Raw genomic sequence first — 23551 nt, 5'->3', positions numbered from 1 at the left:
GGGCCGGTGCTTCTTTTCATCGGATGCGGGCGAGGCCAGGCAGCCCCGACCCCGGATCAAGTCCGGGGTGACGTGATGGGGACGGCAAAGTCACCACTTTCCTACATCGATCGATCCCCGGCAGGATGCACCAATGCGCGCATCTCTTCCCCTCCAGCTCCCGTATTTCCGCGGTTTCGCAGCGCAGCAACCACCCGCAGCTTTTTTCGCCCTGGACCGTGTAACACCCGGTCCATGTGTAGGCTTGCTACCCCGTGACCCCGCAGGCCACGGCGAGGCCGAGGAAGGCGAAGAAGCCCATCGAATCGGTGATCATCGTCACGAACACGCTGCTCGCCACGGCCGGGTCCTGGTCGAGCCGTTCGAAGGCGACCGGGACCAGCACGCCCGCCAGCCCCGCGGTGACCACGTTGATCACCATCGCCAGCGCGATCACGCCGCCGAGCAGGGGAGTGAAGATCACGCCCGTCGCCAGCCCCACCAGCACCGCGATGGTCATCCCGTTGAGCACCGCCACGCGCATTTCGCGGATCAGGATGCGGCGCGTGTTGCTGCGCGTCAGCTGGTTGGTGGCGATCGCGCGGACGGTCACCGCCATCGTCTGCGTGCCCGCATTGCCGCCGATGCTGGCGACGATCGGCATCAGCACCGCCAGCGCCACCAATTGCTCGATCGCCGCGCCGAACAGCGCGATGATCAGCGATGCGACCAGCGCGGTGCCCAGATTGGCGACCAGCCAGCGGACACGCGCGGAATAGGCCTCGCGGATCGGCTCGTTGATGTCGCCTTCGCCCGCGCCGCTCATCAGCAGCGCGTCCTCGCCCGCTTCCTCGGAAATGATGTGGACCACGTCGTCCACCGTCATCTGGCCGACCAGCCGCTCGTTCTCGTCGACCACCGCGGCGCTGATGAGGTTGTACTTCTGGAACATCAGCCCGACCTCTTCCTGGTCGAGCATCACCGGGATGAGCGTCTGGTCGCGCTTCATCACATCGGCCAGCGCAATGCTGCGCGGCGCGCGCAATACCCAGCTCAGCGCGCAGGTGCCGACCGGGTGGTGCTTCTCGTCGACCACGAAGACCTCGAAGAATTCGTCGGGCAGGTCGCGGCCTTCGCGCAGGAAATCGATCAGATCGCCAACGGTCAGATGCTCGGGCACCGCGACGAAATCGCGGCTCATCAGCCGCCCGGCGGTTTCCTCGGGATAAGCGAGCGCGGACTGGATCGCGATCCGGTCTTCCAGCTCGATCTCGGCCAGGATGGCGCGCTGGTCGGCCTCGTCGAGATCCTCGATCAGCTGGACCGCATCGTCGGTCTCGAGCTGGTCGACGATCTGCGCCACCGCCTCGGGCGGCAGCGCTTCCATCATGTCCTCGCGGACGTAATCGTTGAGCTCGGCGACCACGTCCGAAGTCATCAGATCGGTGATCGTCGCGGCGAGCTGGTAGCGCTCCTCGCGCTCGAACAGTTCGAGCAGGTCGGCGATGTCGGCGGGGTGGAGCGGCTCGACCAGCTCGTAGACCGCCTTGCCGTCGCCTTCATTCAGCGCATCGGCGACCGAGCGGACGAACTCCGCCTTGAGCGTGTTCTCCTCGTCCATCCGTTCGTCGTCGATACGGTCGTCGGGGCGCGCCTCCTCGACGGGCGGATCGGCCAGCATCACATCGTCTTCGGGCGGCGTCGCATCGGCCATGGCCTGCGGTCTAGGCAGACGCGGTGGGATTGCAAGCAGAGGGTGACACGCCGTGCACAATCCCTATGTAGGCGGCCAACCAATCACAGGAGATACCCCGATGGCGGAAAAGCTGACCTTCACTCTCGACACCGGCGACGGCGACAACAAGGACGTGGTGATCAAGCTGCGTCCCGACCTCGCGCCCGGCCATGTCGAACGCATCACCACGCTCGCGGGCGAAGGCTTCTACGACGGGGTGGTCTTCCACCGCGTGATCCCCGGCTTCATGGCGCAGGGCGGCGATCCGACCGGCACCGGCATGAGCGGCAGCGACAAGCCCGACCTCAAGGCCGAATTCAACAGCGAACCGCACACCCGCGGCACCTGCTCGATGGCCCGCACGCAGGTGCCCGACAGCGCCAATTCGCAGTTCTTCATCTGCTTCGACGATGCCGAATTCCTCGACGGCCAGTACACCGTCTGGGGCCAGGTCGAGAGCGGCATGGAACACGTCGACGCGCTCCCCAAGGGCGAACCGCCCGCGAACCCGGGTAAGATCGTGAAGGCGACTGTTGGCTAATGCCTGAAAAGCGCCGCCTTTGTCCTGCCGACAAGAAAGCACTGTCCTATGCCAAGGACAGGCGCAATTCGTTCGGTGAGAATGACAAGGCGGCGCGTAAGGCGATTCCTGCCCGCAAGGCCTGCGAAAATCGCAAGAACCGGCGCAAGGCAGTGCAAGCACTCGACACTTACGAGACGTTGGATGAAGCCTCCGCCGATCTGGTCGAAAGCTCTCTTACCAAAGACGTTGAGCGCGTAGGAGGGTGGAAAAAGAGTCCTGATCAACCGTTGGCAGACCACATTGCTCAACAAAACGATTCACGCGACTTTCGCGATGGGCGCAAGCAATGGGTCGACACCAAGCTGATCGACGCCAAGGAACAGGGTCACACCTCGTTCACCTATAGCTGGCGTGGGGCCAACGTTGATTCGAAGTTCGATTCAGACTGAGATACGCGCCACTCATGAAACCGACCACCACCCCTCCCAAGACCTACCGGGTCAAGAGCTTCGGCTGCCAGATGAACGTCTATGACGGCGAGCGCATGGCCGAGATGCTCGACGCGCAGGGCATTGCGCCCGCAGCCGAAGGCGAGGATGCCGATCTGGTGGTGCTCAACACCTGCCACATCCGCGAAAAGGCGGCGGAGAAGATCTATTCGGACATCGGGCGCCTGACCAAGGGCAAGACGCAGACCAAGCCGCCGATGATTGCGGTCGCGGGCTGCGTCGCGCAGGCCGAGGGCGAGGAGATCATGAAACGCTCGCCCGCGGTGAGCATGGTCGTCGGCCCGCAGGCCTACCACCGCCTGCCCGAAATGCTTGGCCGCGCGGTGCAGGGCGAACGCGCGACCGATACCGATATGCCCGCGATCGCCAAGTTCGCCGCGCTGCCCGAACGCCGGCGGATCGGCCCGACCGCCTTCCTCACCGTGCAGGAAGGCTGCGACAAGTTCTGCACCTATTGCGTGGTGCCCTATACCCGCGGCGCCGAAATCTCGCGTCCTTACAGCGATCTGGTGACCGAAGCGCGCAAGCTGGTCGAAGCGGGCGCGAAGGAAATCACGCTGCTCGGTCAGAACGTCTCGGCGTGGAGCGGCGAGAACGACAGGGGCCACGCAGTCGGCCTCGCGGGGCTGATCCGCGACATCGCCGCGATCGATGGCCTCGCGCGTATCCGCTACACCACCAGCCACCCGGCCGACATGGACGACGAGCTGATCGCCGCGCATGGCGACACGCCCAAGCTGATGCCGTTCCTCCACCTGCCCGTGCAGGCGGGCAGCGACCGTGTGCTCAAGGCGATGAACCGCAGCCACAGCGTAGAGAGCTATCTCAAGCTGCTCGACCGCTTCCGCGCGGCGAGGCCCGATCTCGCGCTGTCGGGCGACTTCATCGTCGGCTTCCCCGGCGAGACCGATGCCGAGTTCGAGGAAACGCTGCAGCTGGTCGGCGAGGTTGCCTATGCGCAGGCCTTCAGCTTCAAATACTCGCCGCGCCCCGGCACCCCCGCCGCGACGATGGACGGGCAGGTAGCCAAAGAGATCATGGACGAGCGTCTGCAGCGGCTCCAGGCCGCGCTCAACCGCGACCAGCTGGCTTTCAACCAGAACACCGTCGGCCGCACCTGCGAGGTGCTGGTCGAACGCAAGGGCAAGCTGCCCGGCCAGTGGCTCGGCAAGACGCCGTGGCTGCAAAGCGCGTGGTTCGAAGGCGACGTGCAGATCGGCGACCTCGTGCAGGTCGAACTGGTCGAGGCGGGGCCCAACTCGCTTGCCGGGATGCTGCGCGAGACTGTCGCCGCCTGATTACGGCGGGATGACTATCCACCGTCGCGCAGCGTGGACCAACTTGCGCGCGGTGCGTTGAAGCCTAAACTCCGAGTCGCATTCGAAAGGAGCCTATGGCCCGCAAACCTGTCCAGAAGGACGCACAGACCTTCTCCCCGCCGCCCTCTCCGCAGCGCGAAGTGCGCCGCGCACAGGTCGATCTCGGCTTCGACAACCAGAGCCTGCTGGGCGCGCTGTTCGGCCAGTTCGACGCCAATCTGGTGCAGGTGGAAAACCGCCTCGGCGTGTTCATTTCCGCCCGCGGCAACCAGCTGCATATCGAAGGCCCCGAAGACAGCGTCGCCCGCGCGCGCGATGTGCTCAAGGCGATGTACGACAAGCTGGCCGTGGGGCAGGATCTCGACGCGGGGGCAATCGAGGCGCTGATCACCATGTCGGACGAACCGACGCTCGACGGCATCGTCGGCACCGAACCGGGCAACGACAAGGCTGGCCCGCCGATCATGATCCGCACGCGGCGCAAGACCATCGTCCCGCGCAGCGCGATGCAGACGACCTACATGCGCAGCCTGGTGCGCGACGACATCATCTTCGCGCTGGGTCCGGCAGGGACGGGCAAGACCTATCTCGCGGTGGCGCAGGCGGTCGCGCAGCTGATCACCGGCAGCGTGCAGCGGCTGATCCTCTCGCGTCCGGCGGTGGAGGCGGGCGAAAAGCTCGGCTTCCTGCCCGGCGACCTGAAAGAGAAGGTCGATCCCTATCTGCGCCCGCTGTACGACGCGCTCTACGACTGCATGCCCCCCGAACAGGTCGAGCGGCGGCTGGCCTCGGGCGAGATCGAGATCGCGCCGATCGCCTTCATGCGCGGCCGCACGCTGGCCGATGCCTTCGTCATCCTCGACGAAGCGCAGAACACCACGCGCGAACAGATGAAGATGTTCCTCACCCGCTTCGGCCAGAACAGCCGGATGGTGATCTGCGGCGATCCGCGGCAGGTCGACATCCCCGGCGGCGACGGGATGAGCGGGCTGGCCGATGCGGTCGGCAAGCTGGAGGGCGTCGATGGTTTCGGCACCATCCGCTTCACCGCCGCCGACGTGGTGCGCCACCCGATCGTCGGGCGCATCGTCGAGGCCTACGAGGGGCCGAGCACCTAAGTCAGTCATTGCGAGGAGCCGCAGGCGACGCGGCAATCCATAGAACTGCGCGCTGGATTGCTTCGCTGCGCTCGCAATGACAGAGGGTCGGAAATGGATTTCGACATCGACATTGACGGCTGGCCCGCGGACGTGGCTTGGGACGCGCTGACCGTGCGCGCGCATGCGGCGCTGTGCGGTGTCGAGCCTGCGCTGGACAATCCGCGGCTGACCGCTTCGGTGCTGTTCACCTCCGATGCGGACGTCCACGCCTTGAACAAGGAGTGGCGCGGCAAGGACAAGCCGACCAATGTGCTGTCGTTCCCCATGCTCGAGCGCGGCGATTTGCTCGACCTCGCCCCCGAGGGGCTGCCCGAAATGCTCGGCGATCTGGCGCTGGCCGCGGGCACTTGCGCGCGCGAGGCGGCGGACAAGGGAGTGCCGCTCGAGGCGCATGCGGCGCACCTGCTCATCCACGGTTTGTTACACCTTGCGGGCCATGATCATGTCGATTCGGACACGCAGGCCGAAGCGATGGAAGCGCTCGAGATCGCAGCGCTTGCAAAATTGGGTATCGCCGACCCATATGGGGACCGCAACTGACTGGAGTGCATAATTAGGGCCATGCCCGATTCGTCATCACCCGCGGGAGACGCGGAGAGTAGCAGCGGGCTCATGCTCGCCATCCGGAAATTCTTCGACCCCGACTACGGCGAACGCTCGCTGCGTGCGCAGCTGGAAGACGCGATCGACGAGCACGAGGACGAAAACGGCGACGACACGCCCGAGCATAGCGGCACGGGCGATTTGTCGCTGGTCGAGCGCCAGATGCTGCGCAACCTGCTGCATTTTTCGGAGCACGATGCCGATGATGTCGCGGTGCCGCGCGGGCAGATCATCGCGATCGAGGCCACCGCCAGCTGGGACCAGTTGGTCGAGACCTTCGCCGAACACGGCCATTCGCGCATGCCTGTCTACCGCGACCAGCTCGACGATGTAATCGGCATGATCCACATCAAGGACGTCTTCACCATCCTCGCCCGGCGCGAGGCCCCGCCGAGCGACTGGACCGTGCTGATGCGTCAGCCGCTCTATGTCCCGCAGACGCGCAACGCGCTCGACGTGCTCGCCGACATGCGCGCGCAGCGGATGCATCTGGCGGTGGTGGTCGACGAGTTTTCGGGCACCGACGGGCTCATCACGATCGAGGATCTGGTCGAGGAGATCGTCGGCGAGATCGAGGACGAGCACGACGAGGCGCCCGAGGAATGGATCGTCGATATCGGCGAGGGCATGTGGGACTGCGACGCCCGCGCCGAACTCGACGATGTCGCCGAGAAGGTCTCGCCCGCGCTGGCCGAGGTCGAGGAATCGGTCGATACGCTGGGCGGGCTGGCCTTTGTGCTGGCCGAACAGGTGCCCGAGGTCGGGCGTGTGCTCGAACACCGCAGCGGCTGGCGGATCGAGGTCACCGATGGCGACGAAACCCATGTGAAGCGCCTGCGCCTGCACGCACCCGAGGATTCTGCAACAGTCACGTGACGACAGTTGCAGATTATCGCACATTCGCCCTCGACAGCGACGAATTGCGACCATAGCGTGCAACCACATGGCTACCCGGCGACTGCCCCCCTTGCGCGCCCTCGAGGCGTTTGTTCGTACCGTCCGGCTCGGCTCCGCGCGCGGTGCGGCGGACGAGCTGGGGCTCAGCCCTTCGGCGCTGTCGCGGCGGATCGGCAATCTGGAAGAATTCGTCGGCAAGAAGCTGTTCACCCGCGCCCGTCAGTCGATGCAACTGACCGATGACGGACACGCCTTTTTCGAAGCGGTGAACCCGCAGCTCGAAGCGCTCGCGCGGGCGGTCGAAAGCCAGTCGGAAAACCTCTCGCTGCTGCGCCTGCGGCTTGGCGTGCTGCCGCTGTTCGGCACGCAGCGGCTGTTTCCCAAGCTTGGCGAACTGCGCGAACGCCATCCGCTGCTGCATATCGATATCGATACCGGCGCGCATCTGGAGGACCGCGTGGGCGATGTGCTCGATGCTGCGATCATCCTCTCGCGCGGGCCGTCGCGCGGGCTGCATGCCGTCCGGCTCGATTACAACAAGGTCCACGCGATCTGCAATCGCGACCTCGCCGACAAGCTCGGGTCCACGCCCGACCGGGACTTACTCGCCCGGCAGACTTTCCTGATCCACAACGAACTGCCCGAAAGCTTCACCGCCTGGCGCGCGGAAATCGGCTTCGCCGATCTCGAACCGGCGGCGATCGACCATTTCGATTCGGGCCAGATCATGCTCGAGGCGGCGGCGCAGGGGCTGGGCATCGCGATCATGCATGACGACCACATGCGCCGCGCGGCCGACAGCCGGCTGGCGACGCTGTTCGAAGTCGCGGTCGAAAGCCCCTATAGCTACTGGTTCGTGTGCAAGCCCACCGCGCTGGAAGAACGCCCGGTGCGGCTGTTCCACGACTGGCTGGTCAAGGCCGGGCTCTAGCCTCTAGCTTTCGCCGGACTTTGCATCGGGCGCGAAATAGCGGATCGCTTCGACCGTATGGCGGAAATCGCGCAGCGGTTCGTCGAGCGTCGCGCCCAGTTCTTCCTCGATCTCCTCGCGCGCTTTCGCGGCGATCGCCTTGCGCCCGTGATATTCCTCGGGGCTGAACGGTTCGAGATAGGTGATCCGCAGGCGGAACGAGCCCTTGCGCGCCATCACGCGCATCGCGTTGTTGAGGCCGTCTTCCTCGCCGATCCAGCCGATGAATTCTGACACCTCGCCATAGTCGAGCACCACCGGCTGGACGAGCACGCCCGGCGGCGGCGGTTCGAGCACCGACAGCATCGAGCTCTTGAAGGGCAGCAGCGATTTGCCATCGGTGGTCGTGCCTTCGGGGAAGACGGTGACCGACCAATTATCCGCCAGCGCCTCTTTCAGCGCATTGATCTGCTGGGCCACGTCCATGCGGTTCTCGCGCTTGACGAAGACGGTGCGGTTGAGGCGGCACAGCCAGCCGATGACGGGCACTTGGGACAGTTCGTATTTGGCGACGAAGGCGGTCCCCGTCGCGCCTGCCAGTGCAAGGATATCGACCCATGAGACATGGTTGGCGATAAAGAACACGTCGCGCCGCAGCGGCGTGCCGCGGACCTGCACCCGCGCCCCGACGACCCAGGCGGTGTAGCGCAGGAACAGCATCGGGAAGGGCGAGCCATAGGCGAACACCCGGTAGATGTAATGCAATGGCACGCTGACCAGCAGCCCAAGCAGGATCCCCAGCGTGCGCAGGGCGAAGCGCAGCCATTCGCGCACAGTCAGCGGGGTTTTCTCGCCGCGCATCGCGGCCAGCCGGCGGGCGGACAGGCGGGCCAGCCGCCGCTCGGCCTGCGCGAGGCCCTTAGCCTTCGCGGTCGAGGCGGACGCCATAAAGTTCCAGCCGGTGGTCGACGAGGCGGTAGCCCAGCTTGGCGGCGATCTGCTTCTGCAGCGCCTCGATCTCCGGATCGACGAATTCGACGACCTTGCCGGTCTCGACGTCGATCAGGTGGTCGTGATGCGCTTCGGGCACCGCTTCGTAACGCGCGCGCCCGTCACCGAAATCGTGGCGGTCGAGAATCCCGGCCTCTTCGAACAGCCGTACCGTGCGATAAACGGTCGCGATCGAGATGCCCGAATCGATCTTGTTGGCGCGTTCGTGCAGCAGTTCGACATCGGGATGGTCGTCGCTTTCCGACAACACGCGCGCGATGACCCGGCGCTGCTCAGTAATGCGCAGACCTTTGTCGGCGCACAATTGTTCAAGATCGATTTTCTGGTGCAATTTTGCTTCCCGCATAAAAAACGCCCCGTACCCTTATCGGGCCGGGGCGTCTTGCTCAAGGCGAACCGAAGGGCTTTACGCTTCCTTCTTCTTACGGCCGCGCTTCTGGCCGGGTTTACGGCCCAGTCCGATCTTGACCGCCAGCTCGCGCCGCTTCTCGGCATAGGCGGGGGCGACCATCGGGTAATCGGCAGGCAGGTTCCAGCGCGCGCGATATTCCTCGGGGGTCATGTCGTAGGCGGTCTTGAGATGCCGCTTGAGCATCTTCATCTTCTTCCCGTCTTCGAGACAGACGATGTAATCTTTCTTCACCGACGAACGAATGGGCACCGCAGGTTCGGGCTTTTCTTCTTCGGGCTCGGTTCCGCCAAGCCCCGAAAGTGCGTTGTAGATGTTCGAGATCAGCGTCGGCACTTCGTCGACCGCGACGCTGTTATTGCTCACATGGGCCGCCACAATATCCGAGGTTAGCGTAATCAGGGTCTCGCCCATGTCGGTCTTGAAATCTTCCATCATTTACCTTCAAAAATTTGGGATGTTACCCGCGTCGCGACCCGCGCTCGCCGCATTGTATAAATTCGACAAGAAAATGCAACGACTGTTGGGAAAGGTTATTCTTGTCGCGCTTTTACAACTTCCGCGCGAAGGTGATGGCGTCCAGCCGAGTGCCATCCGCAGTCCGGTAATAATCGACCCGGCGACCGATCGGTTCGAACCCGCATTCGCGATAAAGTGTCTCGGCGGGATTATTTGCGCGCATTTCCAAGAATATACTCTCGGCTCCGCCGTCGAGCGCCAGGCGGGCGAAAGTCTCGATCAGTTTCCGGCCAAGTCCTCGCCCGCGCAATTCGGGGCGGACGCCGATCAGCAGCATCTCCTCTTCGCCCGGCGCACGCTTGGCGAGAATGAAGCCCGCGGCGATATTCGTGCCGGCTATTGGTTCGCCCTCGGCATCGAGCAGAATCGCGTAGGTGTGCGGCATGGCCAGCGAATTTTCGACCTGCTGGCGCGTCCATGCTTCGCGCCAGTGCGGGTCGAAGGCGGCCTCCATAACCGCCATCAGCTGGTCGAGCTCGCTCATCCCCCCGGCAGTTTCGCATCCGGGGCGCGCCCGTAAAGCGGGGCGAGATCGGCGCGCAGCAGGCTGTCGGGCAGGGCGGGCACGTGGCGTGCATCGGGCAGGCGGACCGGATCGGGGGTGCGACCGGCAAGGTCGCCGAGTTCTTCGGCCTTCGATCCTGCAAGCAGGTCGCCAAGCGAGCGCGCCCCGGCATTGGCGGGCGGGAAGGAAGCGACTGCGCCCAGCGGCAAGCCGTCGCCGCCGAAATCCTGCACGAACCATTCGCCATGCCCGCCGGTCATGCACACGGTTACCGTCTGCCCGCTATCCCCCCGCGCCATCGCGGCGACCAGAGCCAGTGTCGGATAGCCGCGAACTTCGGCGTGCCAGGCGATTCCCAGCGCCCGCGCCACCGCCAGTCCGATCCGCACACCGGTAAAGCTGCCCGGCCCGAGCGAAACGCGGATCTCGTCCGCGCGGCCCTTGGCCGGCAATTCGGCAATCATCGGGACCAGCCGCTCGGCGTGACCGCGGCCGAGCACTTCGTGGCGGGAATCGACCAGCGCGCCGTTGTCGAACAGCGCAGCCGAACAGGCCTCGGTGGCAGTTTCTATCGCGAGGATGCGCATAACCGCGCACTGCCCCAGCAAAAGCGCGGCTGCAAGTCAGTCGATACGGTTGAACTTGTCGAAGTCGGGACGCGGGCTGCGCGCGAAGATGCTTTCGCGATCCCCATAGCCGATGGCGCAGATGAAATTGCTGCGATGGCGCGGCTGGTCGGCGAAGAACGCCTTGTCGACCGCGTCATTGTCGAAGCCCGACATCGGGCCGCAGTCGAGCCCCAGCGCGCGCGCGGCGATGATCAGGTAAGCGCCCTGCAGCGAGGAATTGCGGAACGCGCCTTCCTTGCGGCCTTCCTCGTCACCGTCGAACCAGCTCTTGGCGTCGGTGTGCGGGAACAGCCACGGCAGTTCCTCGTGGAAGTCGATGTCGTAGCCGATGATCGCGACCACCGGGGCCGAGGTGATCTTGTCCTTATTGCCGTCCATCGCCAGCGCGGCGAGCTTGTCCTTGGCGGCGGCGGACTTGGCCCAGACGATCCGCGCAGGCTGCATATTGGCCGAGGTCGGGGCCATCTTGAGCAATTCGTAGATCGCGTGGATCTGCTCGTCGCTGACCGGCTTGTCGAGCCAGCCGTTATAGCTGCGCGCTTCACGGAAGATCAGGTCGAGCGCTTCGGACGAAAGGGTATCGGCCACGGGAAGAATTCCTTCGGGTGTCGGGGATCAGGCGGCGCGGACTTCGACGACCTCGGGCACGTAATGCTTGAGCAATCCCTCGATGCCATGCTTGAGCGTGGCAGTGGAGGAGGGGCAGCCCGAACAGGCGCCCTGCATCTGCAAATGGACCACGCCGTCGCGGTAGCCGCGATACTGGATATCGCCGCCGTCGCCCGCCACGGCCGGGCGGACGCGGGTTTCGAGCAATTCGTTGATCTGCGCGATGATGTCGCCATCTTCCTCGCGCTCTTCGACCAGCATGCCTTCGTCTTCGGGCGGGACCGCAATGCCCCCGGCGCTGCCGGGTGTGAACAGCGGCGCCTGCGCAACGAAATGGTCGAGCAGGATCGCCAGCACCTGCGGCTTGAGATCGCTCCAGCTGGCCCCGGGCGCGACCGTAACGGTGACGAAATCGCCGCCGAAGAACACGTTCACGACTTCGCCCGTGTCGAAAATCGCCTGCGCCAGCGGACTGGCCTCGGCAGCTTCGGGGGAGGCGAATTCGCGCGTGCCCTGCGCCATGACCTGCTGGCCGGGGAGGAATTTGAGGCTCGCCGGATTGGGCGTCGTTTCGGTCTCTATGAACATGGGGCACGATGTAGGAAGCATGGGAACCGGGGGCAAGGAAGGAACGCTTGTCGGGCAAACATTCACCTAGCCTTCACAGGTCGCCCTCCTATATGCCCTTCATGACCCATTTTCCGCGCGCCATCCAGCGTCTCGCGCTCGTCCTTCCCGCTGCGCTGCTTGCTTCGCAGCCCCTGCTTGCGCAGGAACCGGCAGCGCCCACGCCGCAATATCTCACGCCCGCCGACGGGACTCCATGGATCTACGAGGGCAGCGATGTCCCGCGCGACGAGGAATGGACCTTCGGCGAGCTGCCCAACGGTGTGCGCTATGCAGTGCGCAACAACGGCGTCCCGCCCGACCAGGTCTCGGTCCGCGTGCGGATCGACGCCGGATCGCTCCACGAGGAAGAGAGCGAGCGCGGCTATGCGCATCTGCTCGAACATTTGCTGTTCCGCGAAAGCAAATATCTCGGCCCGGCAGAGGCTATCCCGACCTGGCAGCGCCTGGGCGCGACCTTCGGCAGCGATACCAATGCCGAAACCAGCCCGACGCATACGGTGTTCAAGCTCGACCTGCCCAATATCTCCACCACCAAGCTCGCCGAAAGCATGAAGCTATTGTCCGGCATGGTGCGCAGCCCGGTGCTGAGCGATGCCAATGTCCGCGCCGAAGTGCCCATCGTGATGGCCGAAAAGCGCGAACGCGGCGGTCCGGGCGAACGTGCGGGCAATGCCAGCCGCGAAGTGCTGTTCGCCGGGCAGAGGCTCGCCACGCGCACCCCGATCGGGACTGAGGAAACGCTGGCCGCCGCCACCGGGGCGAGTGTCAGCGCCTTCTACAAACGCTGGTACCGGCCCGAAAACGTGGTCGTCGTGGCCACGGGCGACATGGACCCCAAGCAGCTCGCCGCCGAGATCGAGGCATGGTTCGGCGATTGGCAGGGCGAGGGGCCGCATGTGCCCGCGCCTGCATTTGGCGATCCGGTTGCCCCCGCGGGCGCCGATGCGGACAATCCGGTGGGCGAGATCGGCGTCATCGTCGAACCCGACCTGCCGCGTTCGTTCACCTATGCGGTGATGCGCCCGTGGCGCCCGGTGCAGGACACGGTGGCCTATAATGAAGGCCTGCTGCGCGATGCGCTGGCGCAGGCGCTGATCAACCGCCGGCTCGAATCGCGCGCGCGGGCGGGCGGCAGCTATCTCTACGCGCAGGTGTCGCAGGACGATGTCAGCCGCTCGGCCGACATGACTTTCGTCAATTTCGCCCCGCTGACCGGCGACTGGAAGGCCGCGCTCGATGATATTCGCGGGGTCATCGCCGATGCGCTGGCGACTCCGCCGTCGCAGGAGGAAATCGACCGCGAGCTGGCCGAATTCGAGATTGTCTTTACCAGCCAGGTCGAACAGCGGCGTGTGCTGCCCGGACCGCGGCTGGCCGACGATGTCGTCAATGCGGTCGATATCCGCGAAGCGATCGCCGCGCCCGAAACCGTGCTGACGGTGTTCAATTCGATGAAGGCGACACTGACGCCCGAGCGCGTGCTCGACCATACCCGCGCGCTGTTTGCGGGCGATGTGATCCGTGCCGCCTATGTCACCCCAACTACGGGCGAGGCGAGCGAGGCGGCGATCCGCGCCGCGCTCAATGAAGACATTGCCGCCGATGGCGAAGCGCGCATTGCCGCGCAGGCGATTTCCTTCGACGAATTGCCGCCGGTAGGCGAGCCGGGCGAGATTGCCACGCAAGCACCGATCGGTGTGCTCGATATCGAGCAGGTCGAATTTGCCAATGGCGTGAAGGCGATCCTGTGGGCGAACGATGCCGAACCCGGCCGCGTCGCGGTCAAGGTGCGCTTCGGCGCGGGCTATCGCGCGATCGACCCCGACGATGCGGTCTACGCCAATCTCGGCTATGCCGCGCTGATCGGATCGGGGATCGGCGAACTGGGCCAGGAAGAGCTCGACGTGCTCGCCACCGGGCGCAAGTTCGGCTTCGATTTCCAGGTCGGCGATGGCGCCTTCACCTTCTACGCGCAGACGCGCGAACAGGATCTGGAAGAACAGCTCTATCTCTTCGCGGCCAAGCTGGCGATGCCCGGCTGGGACCCGAACCCGGTGATCCGCGCCAAGGCGGCGGGCAAGCTGGCCTATGAAAGCTATGGCTCCAATCCCGGCGGCATCTTGCAGCGCGATCTGGAATATCTGGTGCGCGACAGCGACCCGCGCTTCCGCACTCCGACGCCCGAAATGTACGATGCGGCAACCCCCGCAGGCTTCCGCGAATTCTGGGAGCCTTTGCTCGCGCAGGGTCCGGTCGAAGTGCTGGTGTTCGGTGAATTCGACAAAGCCGAAACGGTCGAAGCCCTGCGCCGGACCTTTGGCGCGCTGGCCCCGCGCGAGGCGCCTTCCGCCGCAGTGCTCGAACGCGCGGTCGACTTCCCCGAAGCGGGCGCGACCGTGGTCCGCCACCACCGCGGCGATGCCAACCAGGCTGCGGCGGTCATCGCCTGGCCCAGCGGTGCCGGAGTCGAGAACCTGCGCGAATCGCGCCGTCTCGAAGTGCTCACGTCGCTGTTCAACAACCGACTGATGGAGGCCATGCGCGAACATGCCGGGGCGAGCTATTCGCCCGTCGTGCGGTCCGACTGGCCGAGCGATGTGAACAGCGGCGGACGGATTGCCGCGCTCGCCCAGCTGCGTCCCGAGGACGTGCCGGTGTTCTTCGCCGAAGCCGAACGTATCGCCAAGGAACTGGCGAGCGCGCCGGTGGGCGAGGACGAGTACAACCGCGTGGTCGAACCGCTGCGGCAATATGTCAGCCGCGCCTCGACCGGCAATTTGTTCTGGCTCTACCAGCTCGAAGGCGCAACCGTGGACGCGCGCCGCATCCCGATGCTGCGTTTCCTGCTGTCCGATTATACGCAGACGACACCCGCCGACTTACAGGTGCTGGCGCAGAAATACTTCGGATCGCGCGAAGGCTGGCGGCTGGCGGTCATCCCGCAGGGGCAGGAAGTGGTCACCGCATCGGGCGGCGAGGACGCCGTCGCGGGACGCTGAGGCCGGTCACTGCAATCGGCTTTTTACGCTGGCCAAGCAAATGCTGCTTGCGACATGATGCCGCCTCGTCTGCTACAGGCGGGCAATCTGGCGCCATTCCCGGCGCCGCAAATGGAAGAGACAATGGCGACCAACTGGGCACCCGATAGCTGGCAGGGATACGAGGCAAGGCACTTGCCCGACTATCTCGATCCGGCCGCGCTCGAGGCCGCGACGACCACGCTCGAAACGCATCCGCCGCTGGTGTTTGCCGGCGAAGCGCGCGCGCTCAAGGCCGATCTCGCCGAAGTCGCCGAGGGCCGCGCCTTCTTGCTGCAGGGCGGCGATTGCGCCGAAAGCTTTGCCGAGTTTCATCCCAACAACATCCGCGACACCTTCCGCGTGCTGCTGCAGATGGCGGTGGTGATGACCTTCGCCAGCAAGAAGCCGGTGGTGAAGGTCGGGCGTATGGCGGGGCAGTTTGCCAAGCCGCGCAGCTCGAACACCGAAACGCAGGGCGATGTCACGCTGCCAAGCTATTTCGGCGACAATATCAACGGCATCGAATTCGATGCCGCGACGCGCACCAACGATCCGCAGCGCATGGTCCGCGCCTATTCGCAGGCGGCTGCCACGCTCAATTTGCTGCGCGCCTTTGCCACGGGCGGCTATGCCAATCTGCGGCAGGTCCACCAGTGGACGCTCGAATTCATGGGCCGCAGCCCGTGGGCGGACAAGTTTTCCGACGTTGCCGACCGGATCGGCGAAGCGCTCGATTTCATGGAGGCGTGCGGGGTCGATCCGCAGGTGGTGCCGCAATTGCAGCGCACCAGCTTCTTCACCAGCCATGAAGCGCTGCTGCTGCCCTACGAACAGGCGCTCACGCGCCGCGACAGCCTGACCGGCGAATGGTACGATTGCTCGGCGCATATGGTGTGGATCGGCGACCGCACGCGCTTCGAAAACAGCGCGCATATCGAATTCGCGCGCGGCATCGGCAATCCGCTGGGGATGAAATGCGGCCCCAGCCTCGAAACCGACGCGCTGCTCAGGCTGCTCGACACGCTCAACCCCGCGCGCGAGCCGGGACGGATCACGCTGATCAGCCGCTTTGGCCATGACAAGGTGGAAGACGGCCTGCCGCGGCTGGTGCGCGCGGTGAAGGCCGAAGGGCATCCGGTGGTGTGGAGCTGCGACCCGATGCACGGCAATGTCGTCAAATCGGACAGCGGCTACAAGACGCGGCCCTTCGACCGCATCCTTACGGAAGTGAAGGGCTTCTTCGCGGTCCACCGCGCCGAAGGCACGCATCCCGGCGGAATCCATGTCGAGATGACCGGGCAGGACGTGACCGAATGCGTCGGCGGCGCGGTCGCAATCACCGACGAGGCGCTGAAGGATCGCTATCACACGCATTGCGACCCGCGTCTCAATGCCGCGCAATCGCTCGAACTGGCTTTCCTCATCGCCGAAATGCTCAATGAGGAACACGGTATCCGCCAGGCCGACGCCGCCTGAGCTTGCAGCCCGGAGGCGTGCGCGGGAACCGCGGCGCCGGCCCCGCATTCTCCGGTAATGCGCGTCAGTCGATTGTTTGGGCATGCTTTTTGGCCCCCGGCCTTTAAACCGAAACTGAATTGCGCCATGGTGAACCGTGGTTGCCACCTTCCGGCGACTGCAGCCCAAGGGGACCGGCATTGAACCAGGTCCAGCCGCAAGCGCAGCCCGCGCTGGGAGAGGAAATCGAGAGTCGCTACGCCGTGACCCGCGCGCTGAGCGAGGCGCTGGCCGCGCCGCTGTCCGAAGCCGATGCGACGATCCAGTCGATGGAAGATGCCAGCCCCGCCAAATGGCATTTGGCGCATACCACGTGGTTCTGGGAAACCTTCCTGCTGCGCGACCATCTCGGCGGATATTCGCTGTTCGACGAGCGCTGGCCCTTCGTATTCAATTCCTATTACGAGGCCGAAGGCGAGCGCATCCACCGCTTTTCGCGCGGGATGCTGTCGCGTCCGACGCTGGCGGACATCCGCCACTGGCGCGCGCATGTCGATGCCGCGATGGAGCCGCTGTTCGCGCGCGAGGAGCTCGCGCCGCTGATCGAACTCGGGCTCGCCCACGAACAGCAGCACCAGGAATTGCTGCTCACCGATATCAAGCACGCGCTGTTCCAGAACCCGCTCGGCGTGGCCTTGTGGGATACGCCCATGCCAGCCGCACAGCCGCAGGCTGATAACTGGCACGAACACCCCGGCGGCATCGCGCGGATCGGCCACCAGGCGGATGGCTTTGCCTTCGACAATGAAGGCCCCGCGCACCGTGTCCTGCTCGAACCCTTCGCACTGTCGTCGCGGCTGGTCAGCAATCGCGACTGGGCCGAATTTATCGCCGATGGCGGCTATGACACCGCCAGCCTGTGGCTCTCCGATGGCTGGGCCTGGGTGCGCGAACACGGCGTGCGCGCGCCGCTCTACTGGAACGAGGGCGAGCAGTTCACCCATGCCGGCTGGCAGGATCGCGATCCCGACGCCCCGGTCACGCATATCTCCTATTTCGAAGCCGATGCCTTCGCCAGCTGGGCGGGCCAGCGCCTGCCCACCGAATTCGAATGGGAAGCGATCGCGCGCGGGCAGGAAGGCCAGGCGCCGGCGCATGACCCGCACGAAGGCAACCAGCTCGACGAGGCAGCCCCGCCGCTTTCGCGCGGCAGCAGCGGCCTGTTCGGCGATTGCTGGCAGTTTACCCGCTCGGCCTATCTGCCCTATCCGCGTTTCCAGCCCGCCGAAGGCGCGGTGGGCGAATACAATGGCAAGTTCATGAGCGGCCAGTTCGTGCTCCGGGGGGCCAGCTGCGCCACCGCGCGCGGTCATTCGCGCGCCAGCTACCGCAACTTCTTCTACCCGCACCAGCGGTGGCAATTCACCGGCCTGAGGCTGGCAAAGGACATCTGATGACTACCGAAAAGGGGATCGCGCTCGTCGAACGCGACAAGGACGGCGTCGACAAGGCGTTCCGCCAGGACGTGCTCGCGGGGCTGCGCCAACAGCCCAAGGCCATCCCTGCGCGGTGGTTCTACGACGAGGAAGGCTCGCGCCTGTTCGAGAAGATCACGCAGGTCGAGGAATATTACCCGACCCGCGCCGAGACCGAAATCCTCACCGCGCGCGGGGCCGAGTTTGCGAAGCTGATCGGGCCGGGCAGGGCGGTGGTCGAATTCGGCTCGGGCAGCTCGGTCAAGACGCCGCTGCTGCTCGAGGCGATCGCGCCCGCGGCCTATGTCCCGCTCGATATCTCGGGCGATTTCCTGCGCGAAAGCGCCGCCGGGTTAGCCCAAAAATTTCCCGGCCTGCCGGTCCATCCGGTCGAGGCCGATTTCATGCGCCGCGTGACGCTGCCCGAGGCGGTCGAACCGCTTGCCCGGCTGGGGTTCTTTCCCGGCTCGACCATCGGCAACATGGTCCCGCGTACCGCGGTCGACCTGCTGCGCTCGATGCGCGCGACGCTGGGGGCGGACGAGGGCGTGGGCGACAGCGCGATGCTGCTGATCGGCATGGACCTGGTGAAAGACCGCAAGGTGCTCGAAGCCGCCTATGACGATGCCGATGGCGTGACCGGTGCGTTCAACAAGAACCTCGTCACCCGCATCAATCGCGAGCTCGATGGCACTATCCCCGCCGATGCGCTGACGCATGACGCGGTGTGGAACGACCGGCTGGCGCGGATCGAAATGCATCTGACAGCCACGCGCGATATCGACTTTACGGTGTCGGGCGAAAGTTTCGCGATGAAGCAGGGCGACAGCATCCACACCGAGAACAGCCATAAATTCACCCGCCGCAGCGCCAACATGCTGCTGCTTGCGGGCGGCTGGACCCCGGTCAAACGCTGGACCGATAGCGCCAAGCGCTTCTCGCTGATCCTCGCGCGCGCCACCGAACAGCGCGAAGCGCCCTAGGCCGCGCGTATTCATGGACGCGACACCGGCGCGTTCCTATATCCCCGGTATGGATTTCGAACCCGTCTTCAGCGCCGCCGCGGATATGCTGCGTGCGATCCCGCGCTCCGAGCTGCTGATTGCCGCCGTCGCGGCCATGGTGCTCGGCTGGATCGGCGCGATGATCGCCAAGCGCTCGGCGCTCGGCGGGCTGCTGCGCGTGGGCAGCTCGCTCGCGCTCGGGTTGATCCTGCTGACGGTGGTGCTGCAATTGTCGCGTTTCGACCCGCGCTTCGATGTCGCGGTGCCGCAGATCGGCCTGCCCGAACAGCTGGTCGAAGGCGGCGAAACGCAGATCCCGCTGTCCGCCGACGGGCATTTCTGGGTCCGCGCCGAAGTCAACGGCGTGCCGGGCAATTTCATGATCGATACCGGCGCCACGCTCACCGCGATTTCCGCGCCGCTCGCCGAGCGCGCCGGGCTCGAGCCGCGCCGCGGCGGCATCCCGATCATGCTGGGCACCGCCAATGGCACGGTGCAGGCGCATGTCGCGACGATCGACAGCCTGACCTTCGGCAATGTTAGCGCCAGCGGGACCGATGCGGCGATCGCGGAAAGCTTCGGCGATTTCAACGTCATCGGGATGAATGTGCTGGCGCGGCTCGGATCGTGGCGGGTGGAGGACAACACGCTGATCCTCGTGCCGCGCGCCGAGGACACGATTTCGTGAAATCCCCCGTTGGACCGCGCGCGCCGAAACGCTAGGCAGGCCGCGATGGATGGCCCGAACACGCTTCCGCCCCCGCCGCCGCTGGCACAGCTGCTTGCCAGCGGACCCGCGGCGCTGTTTCTCGATTTCGATGGCACGCTGGTCGAAATCGCGCCGCGCCCCGGTGACATTCACGTCCCCGATGGATTGCTCGGCCGGCTGCACGCGCTGCGCGACCGGCTCGACGGGCGGCTCGCGCTGGTCAGCGGCCGCGCGCTCGACGATCTGACCGGGCATCTGGGACAGCCGGCGATATGCCGCGCGGGTTCGCATGGCGCGTCGCGCTTTCTGGCCGACGGCACGCGGCTCGGTGACGAACCCCAGCGCCTGTCGGACGCCGCGATTGCCGAATTGCGTGCCTTCGCCGACGCGCATGGCCTGTTCTACGAAACCAAGACGCATGGCGGCGCGCTGCATTTCCGCGCCGCGCCCGAAAAGCGCGAAGCGACGCTGGCCTTCGCGCGCGAATTCGCTGCCGCGCGCGAATTATGCGTGACCAGCGGCAAGGGTGTGGCCGAACTGGTGCGCCCCGGCGCAACCAAGGCGGCCGCAGTATCGGCCTTCATGGAAGTCGCGCCCTTCGCGGGCGCTTCGCCGGTGTTCATCGGCGACGATGTGACCGACGAGGACGGCTTCGCCGGTGCGGTCGAACATGGCGGTTTCGGCATTGCGGTCGGCGAACGTGCGAGCGAAGGGGCAAGATACGGACTCGACAGCGTTGCTGCGGTGCACCATTGGTTGGAGATATGATGCAATCGGACCTCGAGCTTTCCCCGATCGGCAACTGCCAGGTCAGTACGCTGGTCGATAGCGAGGGGGCTTTCGTTTGGGGCTGCGTCCCGCGCGTCGACGGCGACCCGGTGTTCTGTTCGCTGCTCAACGACAATGCGCGCGATCGCGGCATCTGGCGGTTCGAGCTCGAAGGGCAGGCGCGCAGCAGCCAGCGCTACGAACGCAACACCGCGATCCTGGTCACCCGCCTCGAGGCCGAGGACGGCAGCGCGGTCGAGATCCACGATTTCGCACCGCGCTTCGAACGTTCGGGCCGGATGTACCGCCCGGTCGCCTATGCGCGCATCGTGCGCCCGGTGGCGGGCGCCCCGCGGCTGCGCGTCGTGCTGGTGCCGATGAACGGCTATGGCGCCTCGCTGGCCGAGACGACCAATGGCACCAACCACATCCGCTATCTGATCGGTCCGCAGGCGCTGCGCCTGTCGACCGATGCCCCGATCGGCTACGTCCTCGAAGGGCGCAGTTACCGGGTCGAGAGCGACCAGCATTTCTTCCTCGGCCCCGACGAGCCCTTCGATGGCAATATCCGCAGCGAAGTGCGGCGGATGGAAGCGATGACCGCGCGCTACTGGCAGCACTGGGTGCGCGGGCTGCATATCCCGCTCGAATGGCAGGAAGAGGTCATCCGCGCCGCGATCGCGCTCAAGCTGTGCCAGCACGAGGAAACCGGCGCCATCGTCGCCGCGTTGACCACCTCGATCCCCGAAGCCGCCAACAGCCAGCGCAACTGGGACTATCGCTACTGCTGGATCCGCGACAGCTATTACACCGTCCAGGCGCTCAACCGGCTCGGCGCGCTCGACGTGCTCGAGAAATATCTCGCCTATCTACGCAACATCGTCGACCAGGCGCGCGGCGGGCAGATCCAGCCGCTCTATTCGGTGATGGGCGCGGATCAGCTGCACGAATTCGAGGCCGAGCATCTCGCGGGCTATCGCGGCATGGGCCCGGTGCGCGTGGGCAATGCGGCCTACAAGCAGGTGCAGCACGATTGCTATGGCCAGATCGTCATGCCGACTGCGCAGGCCTTCTTCGACACGCGCCTGCTGCGCATGGCGGACGAGCGCGATTTCGAACATCTCGAAGAAGTCGGCGAGGCCGCCTGGGCGAAGCACGACCAGCCCGATGCGGGGCTGTGGGAGTTTCGCACGCGGCAGGAAGTGCACACCTATTCGGCGGTGATGTGCTGGGCCGCCTGCGACCGGCTGGCCAATGTCGCCGCCCGGCTGGGCAAGGGCGACCGCGTGGTCCACTGGAAACAGCGCGCCGACGCGATCCGCACCAAGATCGACGCGAATGCGTGGAGCGATGAGGGCGGGCATTACGGCGCCAGCTTCGAAAGCGACTATCTCGACGCCAGCCTGTTGCAACTGGTCGAACTGCGCTATCTCAAGCCCGACGACGAGCGCTTCCTCAAGACCTTTGCCGCGGTCGAACGCGACCTGCGGCGCGGCGACCACATGCTGCGCTATGCCGCCGAGGACGATTTCGGCGCACCCGAAACCGCGTTCAACGTCTGTACCTTCTGGCTGATCGAGGCGCTGGCGCTGGTCGAGCGGCGCGAAGAGGCGCGCGAAATGTTCGAGGCCATGCTCAGCCACACCACCGCATCGGGCATGCTGAGCGAGGATCTCGACTACGAAACCGATGAATTGTGGGGGAACTTCCCGCAAACCTATTCGCTGGTTGGTATCATCAACTGTGCGGGTCTGCTGAGTAAACCGTGGAGCGAAGTACGCTGACCGATCAACCCCGTCTCGTCGTCATATCCAACCGCGTCGCGGTGCCCAAGGCGCGCGGCGCAGCGGGCGCGCAGGGGGGCTTGGCCGGGGCGCTCCTCGCCGCGCTCAGCGACCGCAAGGGATTATGGTTCGGCTGGTCGGGGCAGGAAAGCGAAAGCGGACGCACCGGGCATATCGACACGCAGACCAATGACGGCGTGACCACCGCGACGATCGACTTGTCGCAGCGCGATATCGACGAATATTACAACGGCTATGCCAATTCGACGCTGTGGCCGCTGTTCCATTACCGGCTCGACCTCGCGGAATACGAACGCGAGACGGGCAAGGGCTACGAACGCGTCAACGAACGCTTTGCCGACCAGGTCACGCCGCTGATCGAACCCGACGATGCCGTCTGGGTCCACGATTACCACCTCATCCCGCTTGGCGAGCGGCTGCGCTCGCGCGGGCTCAAGAACCGCATCGGCTTCTTCCTGCACATTCCCTGGCCGCCGACGCGGCTGTTCGTCTCGCTGCCCTATCACGAGCGGCTGGTGCGCACGCTGCTCTATTACGACGTGGTCGGCTTCCAGACGCAGGAATGGCTCGAAAGCTTCCTGCATTATTGCGAGAACGAGCTTGGCGCCGAAGTCGACGGCGAAAAGGGCACCGTCAGCTTCGAAGGGCGCACCACGATCGCGCGCGCCTATCCGATCGGGATCGACTGGGATCATTTTTCGCAGCTGGGCGATGCCGGTGAAGCGCGGCAGGCCCAGCAACGGCTGCTCAGCTCGTCGCGCCGACGCACGGCGATGATCGGGGTCGACCGGCTCGATTATTCGAAGGGCATTCCCGAGCGCATCGACGGGATCGGGCGCTTCTTCGACAAGCATCCCGAGCGGGTGCAGGACCTCGTCTTCATCCAGATCGCGCCGCCCAGCCGCGAGGATGTCGACAGCTACCAGGCAATCCGCGCCGAGCTCGAACAGAAATGCGGCCGGATCAACGGCGCACGCAGCGAGGTCGACATGGTCCCGATCCGCTACGTCAATCGCGGCTACAGCCATGAGGAACTGTTCGGCTTCTTCCGCGCCGCCAAGATCGGGCTGGTCACTCCGTTGCGCGACGGGATGAACCTCGTTGCCAAGGAATATATCGCGGCGCAGGACCCCGAGGATCCCGGCGTGCTGATCCTCTCGCGCTTCGCCGGCGCGGCGGCGCAGATGCCCGATGCGGTGCTGGTCAATCCGCACAGCCCCGACGATATCGCGCATGCGATCCAGACCGCGCTCGACATGACGCTGGAAGAACGCAAGGCGCGCTACCAGAAGCTGATCGCCACCGTGCGCGACGACAATGTGCAGGACTGGACCGCCAATTTCCTGCGCGATCTGAGCGAGGCCTGAG

At 65.4% G+C, this 23551-nt stretch carries 23 protein-coding genes; 15 read left to right on the top strand and 8 right to left on the bottom strand.

What is annotated here, in order from left to right; genetic code table 11:
* Nucleotides 1-247 precede the first annotated feature (247 nt).
* Nucleotides 248-1693, bottom strand: coding sequence for a magnesium transporter (gene mgtE, locus VWN43_RS08765; RefSeq protein WP_320182027.1), 1446 nt, complete (start codon nucleotides 1691-1693; stop codon nucleotides 248-250).
* 100 nt (nucleotides 1694-1793) lie between these two features.
* Here mgtE and VWN43_RS08760 point away from each other — a divergent pair, with 100 nt between their 5' ends.
* From VWN43_RS08760 to VWN43_RS08730, 7 genes are all read left to right on the top strand, one after another.
* Complete coding sequence (locus VWN43_RS08760; RefSeq protein WP_320182028.1) at nucleotides 1794-2255, top strand: peptidylprolyl isomerase; 462 nt, start codon at nucleotides 1794-1796, stop codon at nucleotides 2253-2255.
* Complete coding sequence (locus VWN43_RS08755) at nucleotides 2255-2686, top strand: hypothetical protein (RefSeq protein WP_320182029.1); 432 nt, start codon at nucleotides 2255-2257, stop codon at nucleotides 2684-2686. The genes VWN43_RS08760 and VWN43_RS08755 overlap by 1 nt, the downstream gene beginning before the upstream one ends.
* A gap of 14 nt (nucleotides 2687-2700) precedes the next feature.
* The gene (gene miaB, locus VWN43_RS08750) at nucleotides 2701-4044 is read left to right on the top strand and encodes a tRNA (N6-isopentenyl adenosine(37)-C2)-methylthiotransferase MiaB (protein WP_320182030.1); all 1344 of its coding nucleotides are present in this window, start codon (nucleotides 2701-2703) and stop codon (nucleotides 4042-4044) included.
* A gap of 95 nt (nucleotides 4045-4139) precedes the next feature.
* On the top strand, nucleotides 4140-5183 hold the full coding sequence (locus tag VWN43_RS08745) for a PhoH family protein (protein ID WP_320182031.1): 1044 nt from the start codon (nucleotides 4140-4142) through the stop codon (nucleotides 5181-5183).
* 93 nt (nucleotides 5184-5276) lie between these two features.
* Nucleotides 5277-5765, top strand: a complete 489-nt coding sequence (ybeY, locus tag VWN43_RS08740; protein ID WP_320182032.1) for an rRNA maturation RNase YbeY — start codon at nucleotides 5277-5279, stop codon at nucleotides 5763-5765.
* Nucleotides 5766-5837: 72 nt separating this feature from the next.
* Nucleotides 5838-6704, top strand: a complete 867-nt coding sequence (locus tag VWN43_RS08735; RefSeq protein WP_320182033.1) for a hemolysin family protein — start codon at nucleotides 5838-5840, stop codon at nucleotides 6702-6704.
* Nucleotides 6705-6771: 67 nt separating this feature from the next.
* A complete protein-coding gene (locus VWN43_RS08730; protein WP_253514949.1) occupies nucleotides 6772-7656 on the top strand; it encodes a LysR substrate-binding domain-containing protein in 885 nt (294 codons plus the stop codon).
* Nucleotides 7657-7659: 3 nt separating this feature from the next.
* On the opposite strand, the gene VWN43_RS08725 is transcribed toward VWN43_RS08730, so the two are convergent.
* The 7 genes from VWN43_RS08725 to VWN43_RS08695 form a co-directional block, all read right to left on the bottom strand.
* Nucleotides 7660-8583 (bottom strand): lysophospholipid acyltransferase family protein, encoded by a 924-nt coding sequence (locus VWN43_RS08725; protein WP_320182034.1) that lies wholly within the window; start codon nucleotides 8581-8583, stop codon nucleotides 7660-7662.
* On the bottom strand, nucleotides 8555-8977 hold the full coding sequence (locus tag VWN43_RS08720) for a Fur family transcriptional regulator (protein WP_253515174.1): 423 nt from the start codon (nucleotides 8975-8977) through the stop codon (nucleotides 8555-8557). The genes VWN43_RS08725 and VWN43_RS08720 overlap by 29 nt, the downstream gene beginning before the upstream one ends.
* A gap of 75 nt (nucleotides 8978-9052) precedes the next feature.
* Nucleotides 9053-9490: a Ros/MucR family transcriptional regulator gene (locus VWN43_RS08715; protein ID WP_253515175.1), complete on the bottom strand. Its 438-nt coding sequence runs from the start codon at nucleotides 9488-9490 to the stop codon at nucleotides 9053-9055.
* A gap of 115 nt (nucleotides 9491-9605) precedes the next feature.
* Nucleotides 9606-10058, bottom strand: a complete 453-nt coding sequence (locus tag VWN43_RS08710; protein ID WP_320182035.1) for a GNAT family N-acetyltransferase — start codon at nucleotides 10056-10058, stop codon at nucleotides 9606-9608.
* Nucleotides 10055-10666 (bottom strand): tRNA (adenosine(37)-N6)-threonylcarbamoyltransferase complex dimerization subunit type 1 TsaB, encoded by a 612-nt coding sequence (gene tsaB / locus VWN43_RS08705; RefSeq protein WP_320182036.1) that lies wholly within the window; start codon nucleotides 10664-10666, stop codon nucleotides 10055-10057. Before tsaB ends, VWN43_RS08710 begins: the two co-directional genes overlap by 4 nt.
* A gap of 36 nt (nucleotides 10667-10702) precedes the next feature.
* Nucleotides 10703-11296 carry a malonic semialdehyde reductase gene (locus tag VWN43_RS08700; RefSeq protein ID WP_320182037.1) on the bottom strand — a complete coding sequence of 198 codons (594 nt, stop codon included), beginning with the start codon at nucleotides 11294-11296 and terminating at the stop codon, nucleotides 10703-10705.
* Nucleotides 11297-11323: 27 nt separating this feature from the next.
* Nucleotides 11324-11905: a NifU family protein gene (locus VWN43_RS08695; RefSeq protein ID WP_320182038.1), complete on the bottom strand. Its 582-nt coding sequence runs from the start codon at nucleotides 11903-11905 to the stop codon at nucleotides 11324-11326.
* A gap of 101 nt (nucleotides 11906-12006) precedes the next feature.
* Between VWN43_RS08695 and VWN43_RS08690 the strand changes: the two genes are divergently transcribed.
* The 8 genes from VWN43_RS08690 to VWN43_RS08655 all read left to right on the top strand — a co-directional run bounded on the left by VWN43_RS08690 (nucleotide 12007) and on the right by VWN43_RS08655 (nucleotide 23550).
* Nucleotides 12007-14946: a M16 family metallopeptidase gene (locus VWN43_RS08690; protein WP_320182039.1), complete on the top strand. Its 2940-nt coding sequence runs from the start codon at nucleotides 12007-12009 to the stop codon at nucleotides 14944-14946.
* A 123-nt stretch (nucleotides 14947-15069) separates the two neighbouring features.
* Nucleotides 15070-16443 (top strand): class II 3-deoxy-7-phosphoheptulonate synthase, encoded by a 1374-nt coding sequence (locus tag VWN43_RS08685; protein ID WP_320182040.1) that lies wholly within the window; start codon nucleotides 15070-15072, stop codon nucleotides 16441-16443.
* A 179-nt stretch (nucleotides 16444-16622) separates the two neighbouring features.
* A complete protein-coding gene (egtB, locus tag VWN43_RS08680) occupies nucleotides 16623-17876 on the top strand; it encodes an ergothioneine biosynthesis protein EgtB (RefSeq protein ID WP_420493532.1) in 1254 nt (417 codons plus the stop codon).
* Nucleotides 17876-18880 (top strand): L-histidine N(alpha)-methyltransferase, encoded by a 1005-nt coding sequence (egtD, locus tag VWN43_RS08675; protein ID WP_320182041.1) that lies wholly within the window; start codon nucleotides 17876-17878, stop codon nucleotides 18878-18880. Before egtB ends, egtD begins: the two co-directional genes overlap by 1 nt.
* Before the next feature lie 13 nt (nucleotides 18881-18893).
* The gene (locus VWN43_RS08670; protein WP_253514961.1) at nucleotides 18894-19589 is read left to right on the top strand and encodes a retropepsin-like aspartic protease family protein; all 696 of its coding nucleotides are present in this window, start codon (nucleotides 18894-18896) and stop codon (nucleotides 19587-19589) included.
* A 45-nt stretch (nucleotides 19590-19634) separates the two neighbouring features.
* Entirely contained in the window at nucleotides 19635-20378 is a 744-nt protein-coding gene (gene otsB, locus VWN43_RS08665; RefSeq protein ID WP_320182042.1) for a trehalose-phosphatase, read from the top strand.
* Nucleotides 20375-22162 carry a glycoside hydrolase family 15 protein gene (locus VWN43_RS08660; protein ID WP_320182043.1) on the top strand — a complete coding sequence of 596 codons (1788 nt, stop codon included), beginning with the start codon at nucleotides 20375-20377 and terminating at the stop codon, nucleotides 22160-22162. The genes otsB and VWN43_RS08660 overlap by 4 nt, the downstream gene beginning before the upstream one ends.
* Nucleotides 22144-23550 (top strand): alpha,alpha-trehalose-phosphate synthase (UDP-forming), encoded by a 1407-nt coding sequence (locus VWN43_RS08655; protein ID WP_320182044.1) that lies wholly within the window; start codon nucleotides 22144-22146, stop codon nucleotides 23548-23550. The genes VWN43_RS08660 and VWN43_RS08655 overlap by 19 nt, the downstream gene beginning before the upstream one ends.
* Nucleotide 23551 lies beyond the last annotated feature (1 nt).

The sequence above is a fragment of the Qipengyuania sp. HL-TH1 genome, assembly GCF_036365825.1.
Classification (GTDB): Bacteria; Pseudomonadota; Alphaproteobacteria; order Sphingomonadales; family Sphingomonadaceae; genus Qipengyuania; species Qipengyuania profunda.
The sequence above is the reverse complement of the archived record's forward strand: the minus strand, read 5'-3'. Positions and strand labels throughout refer to the sequence as shown.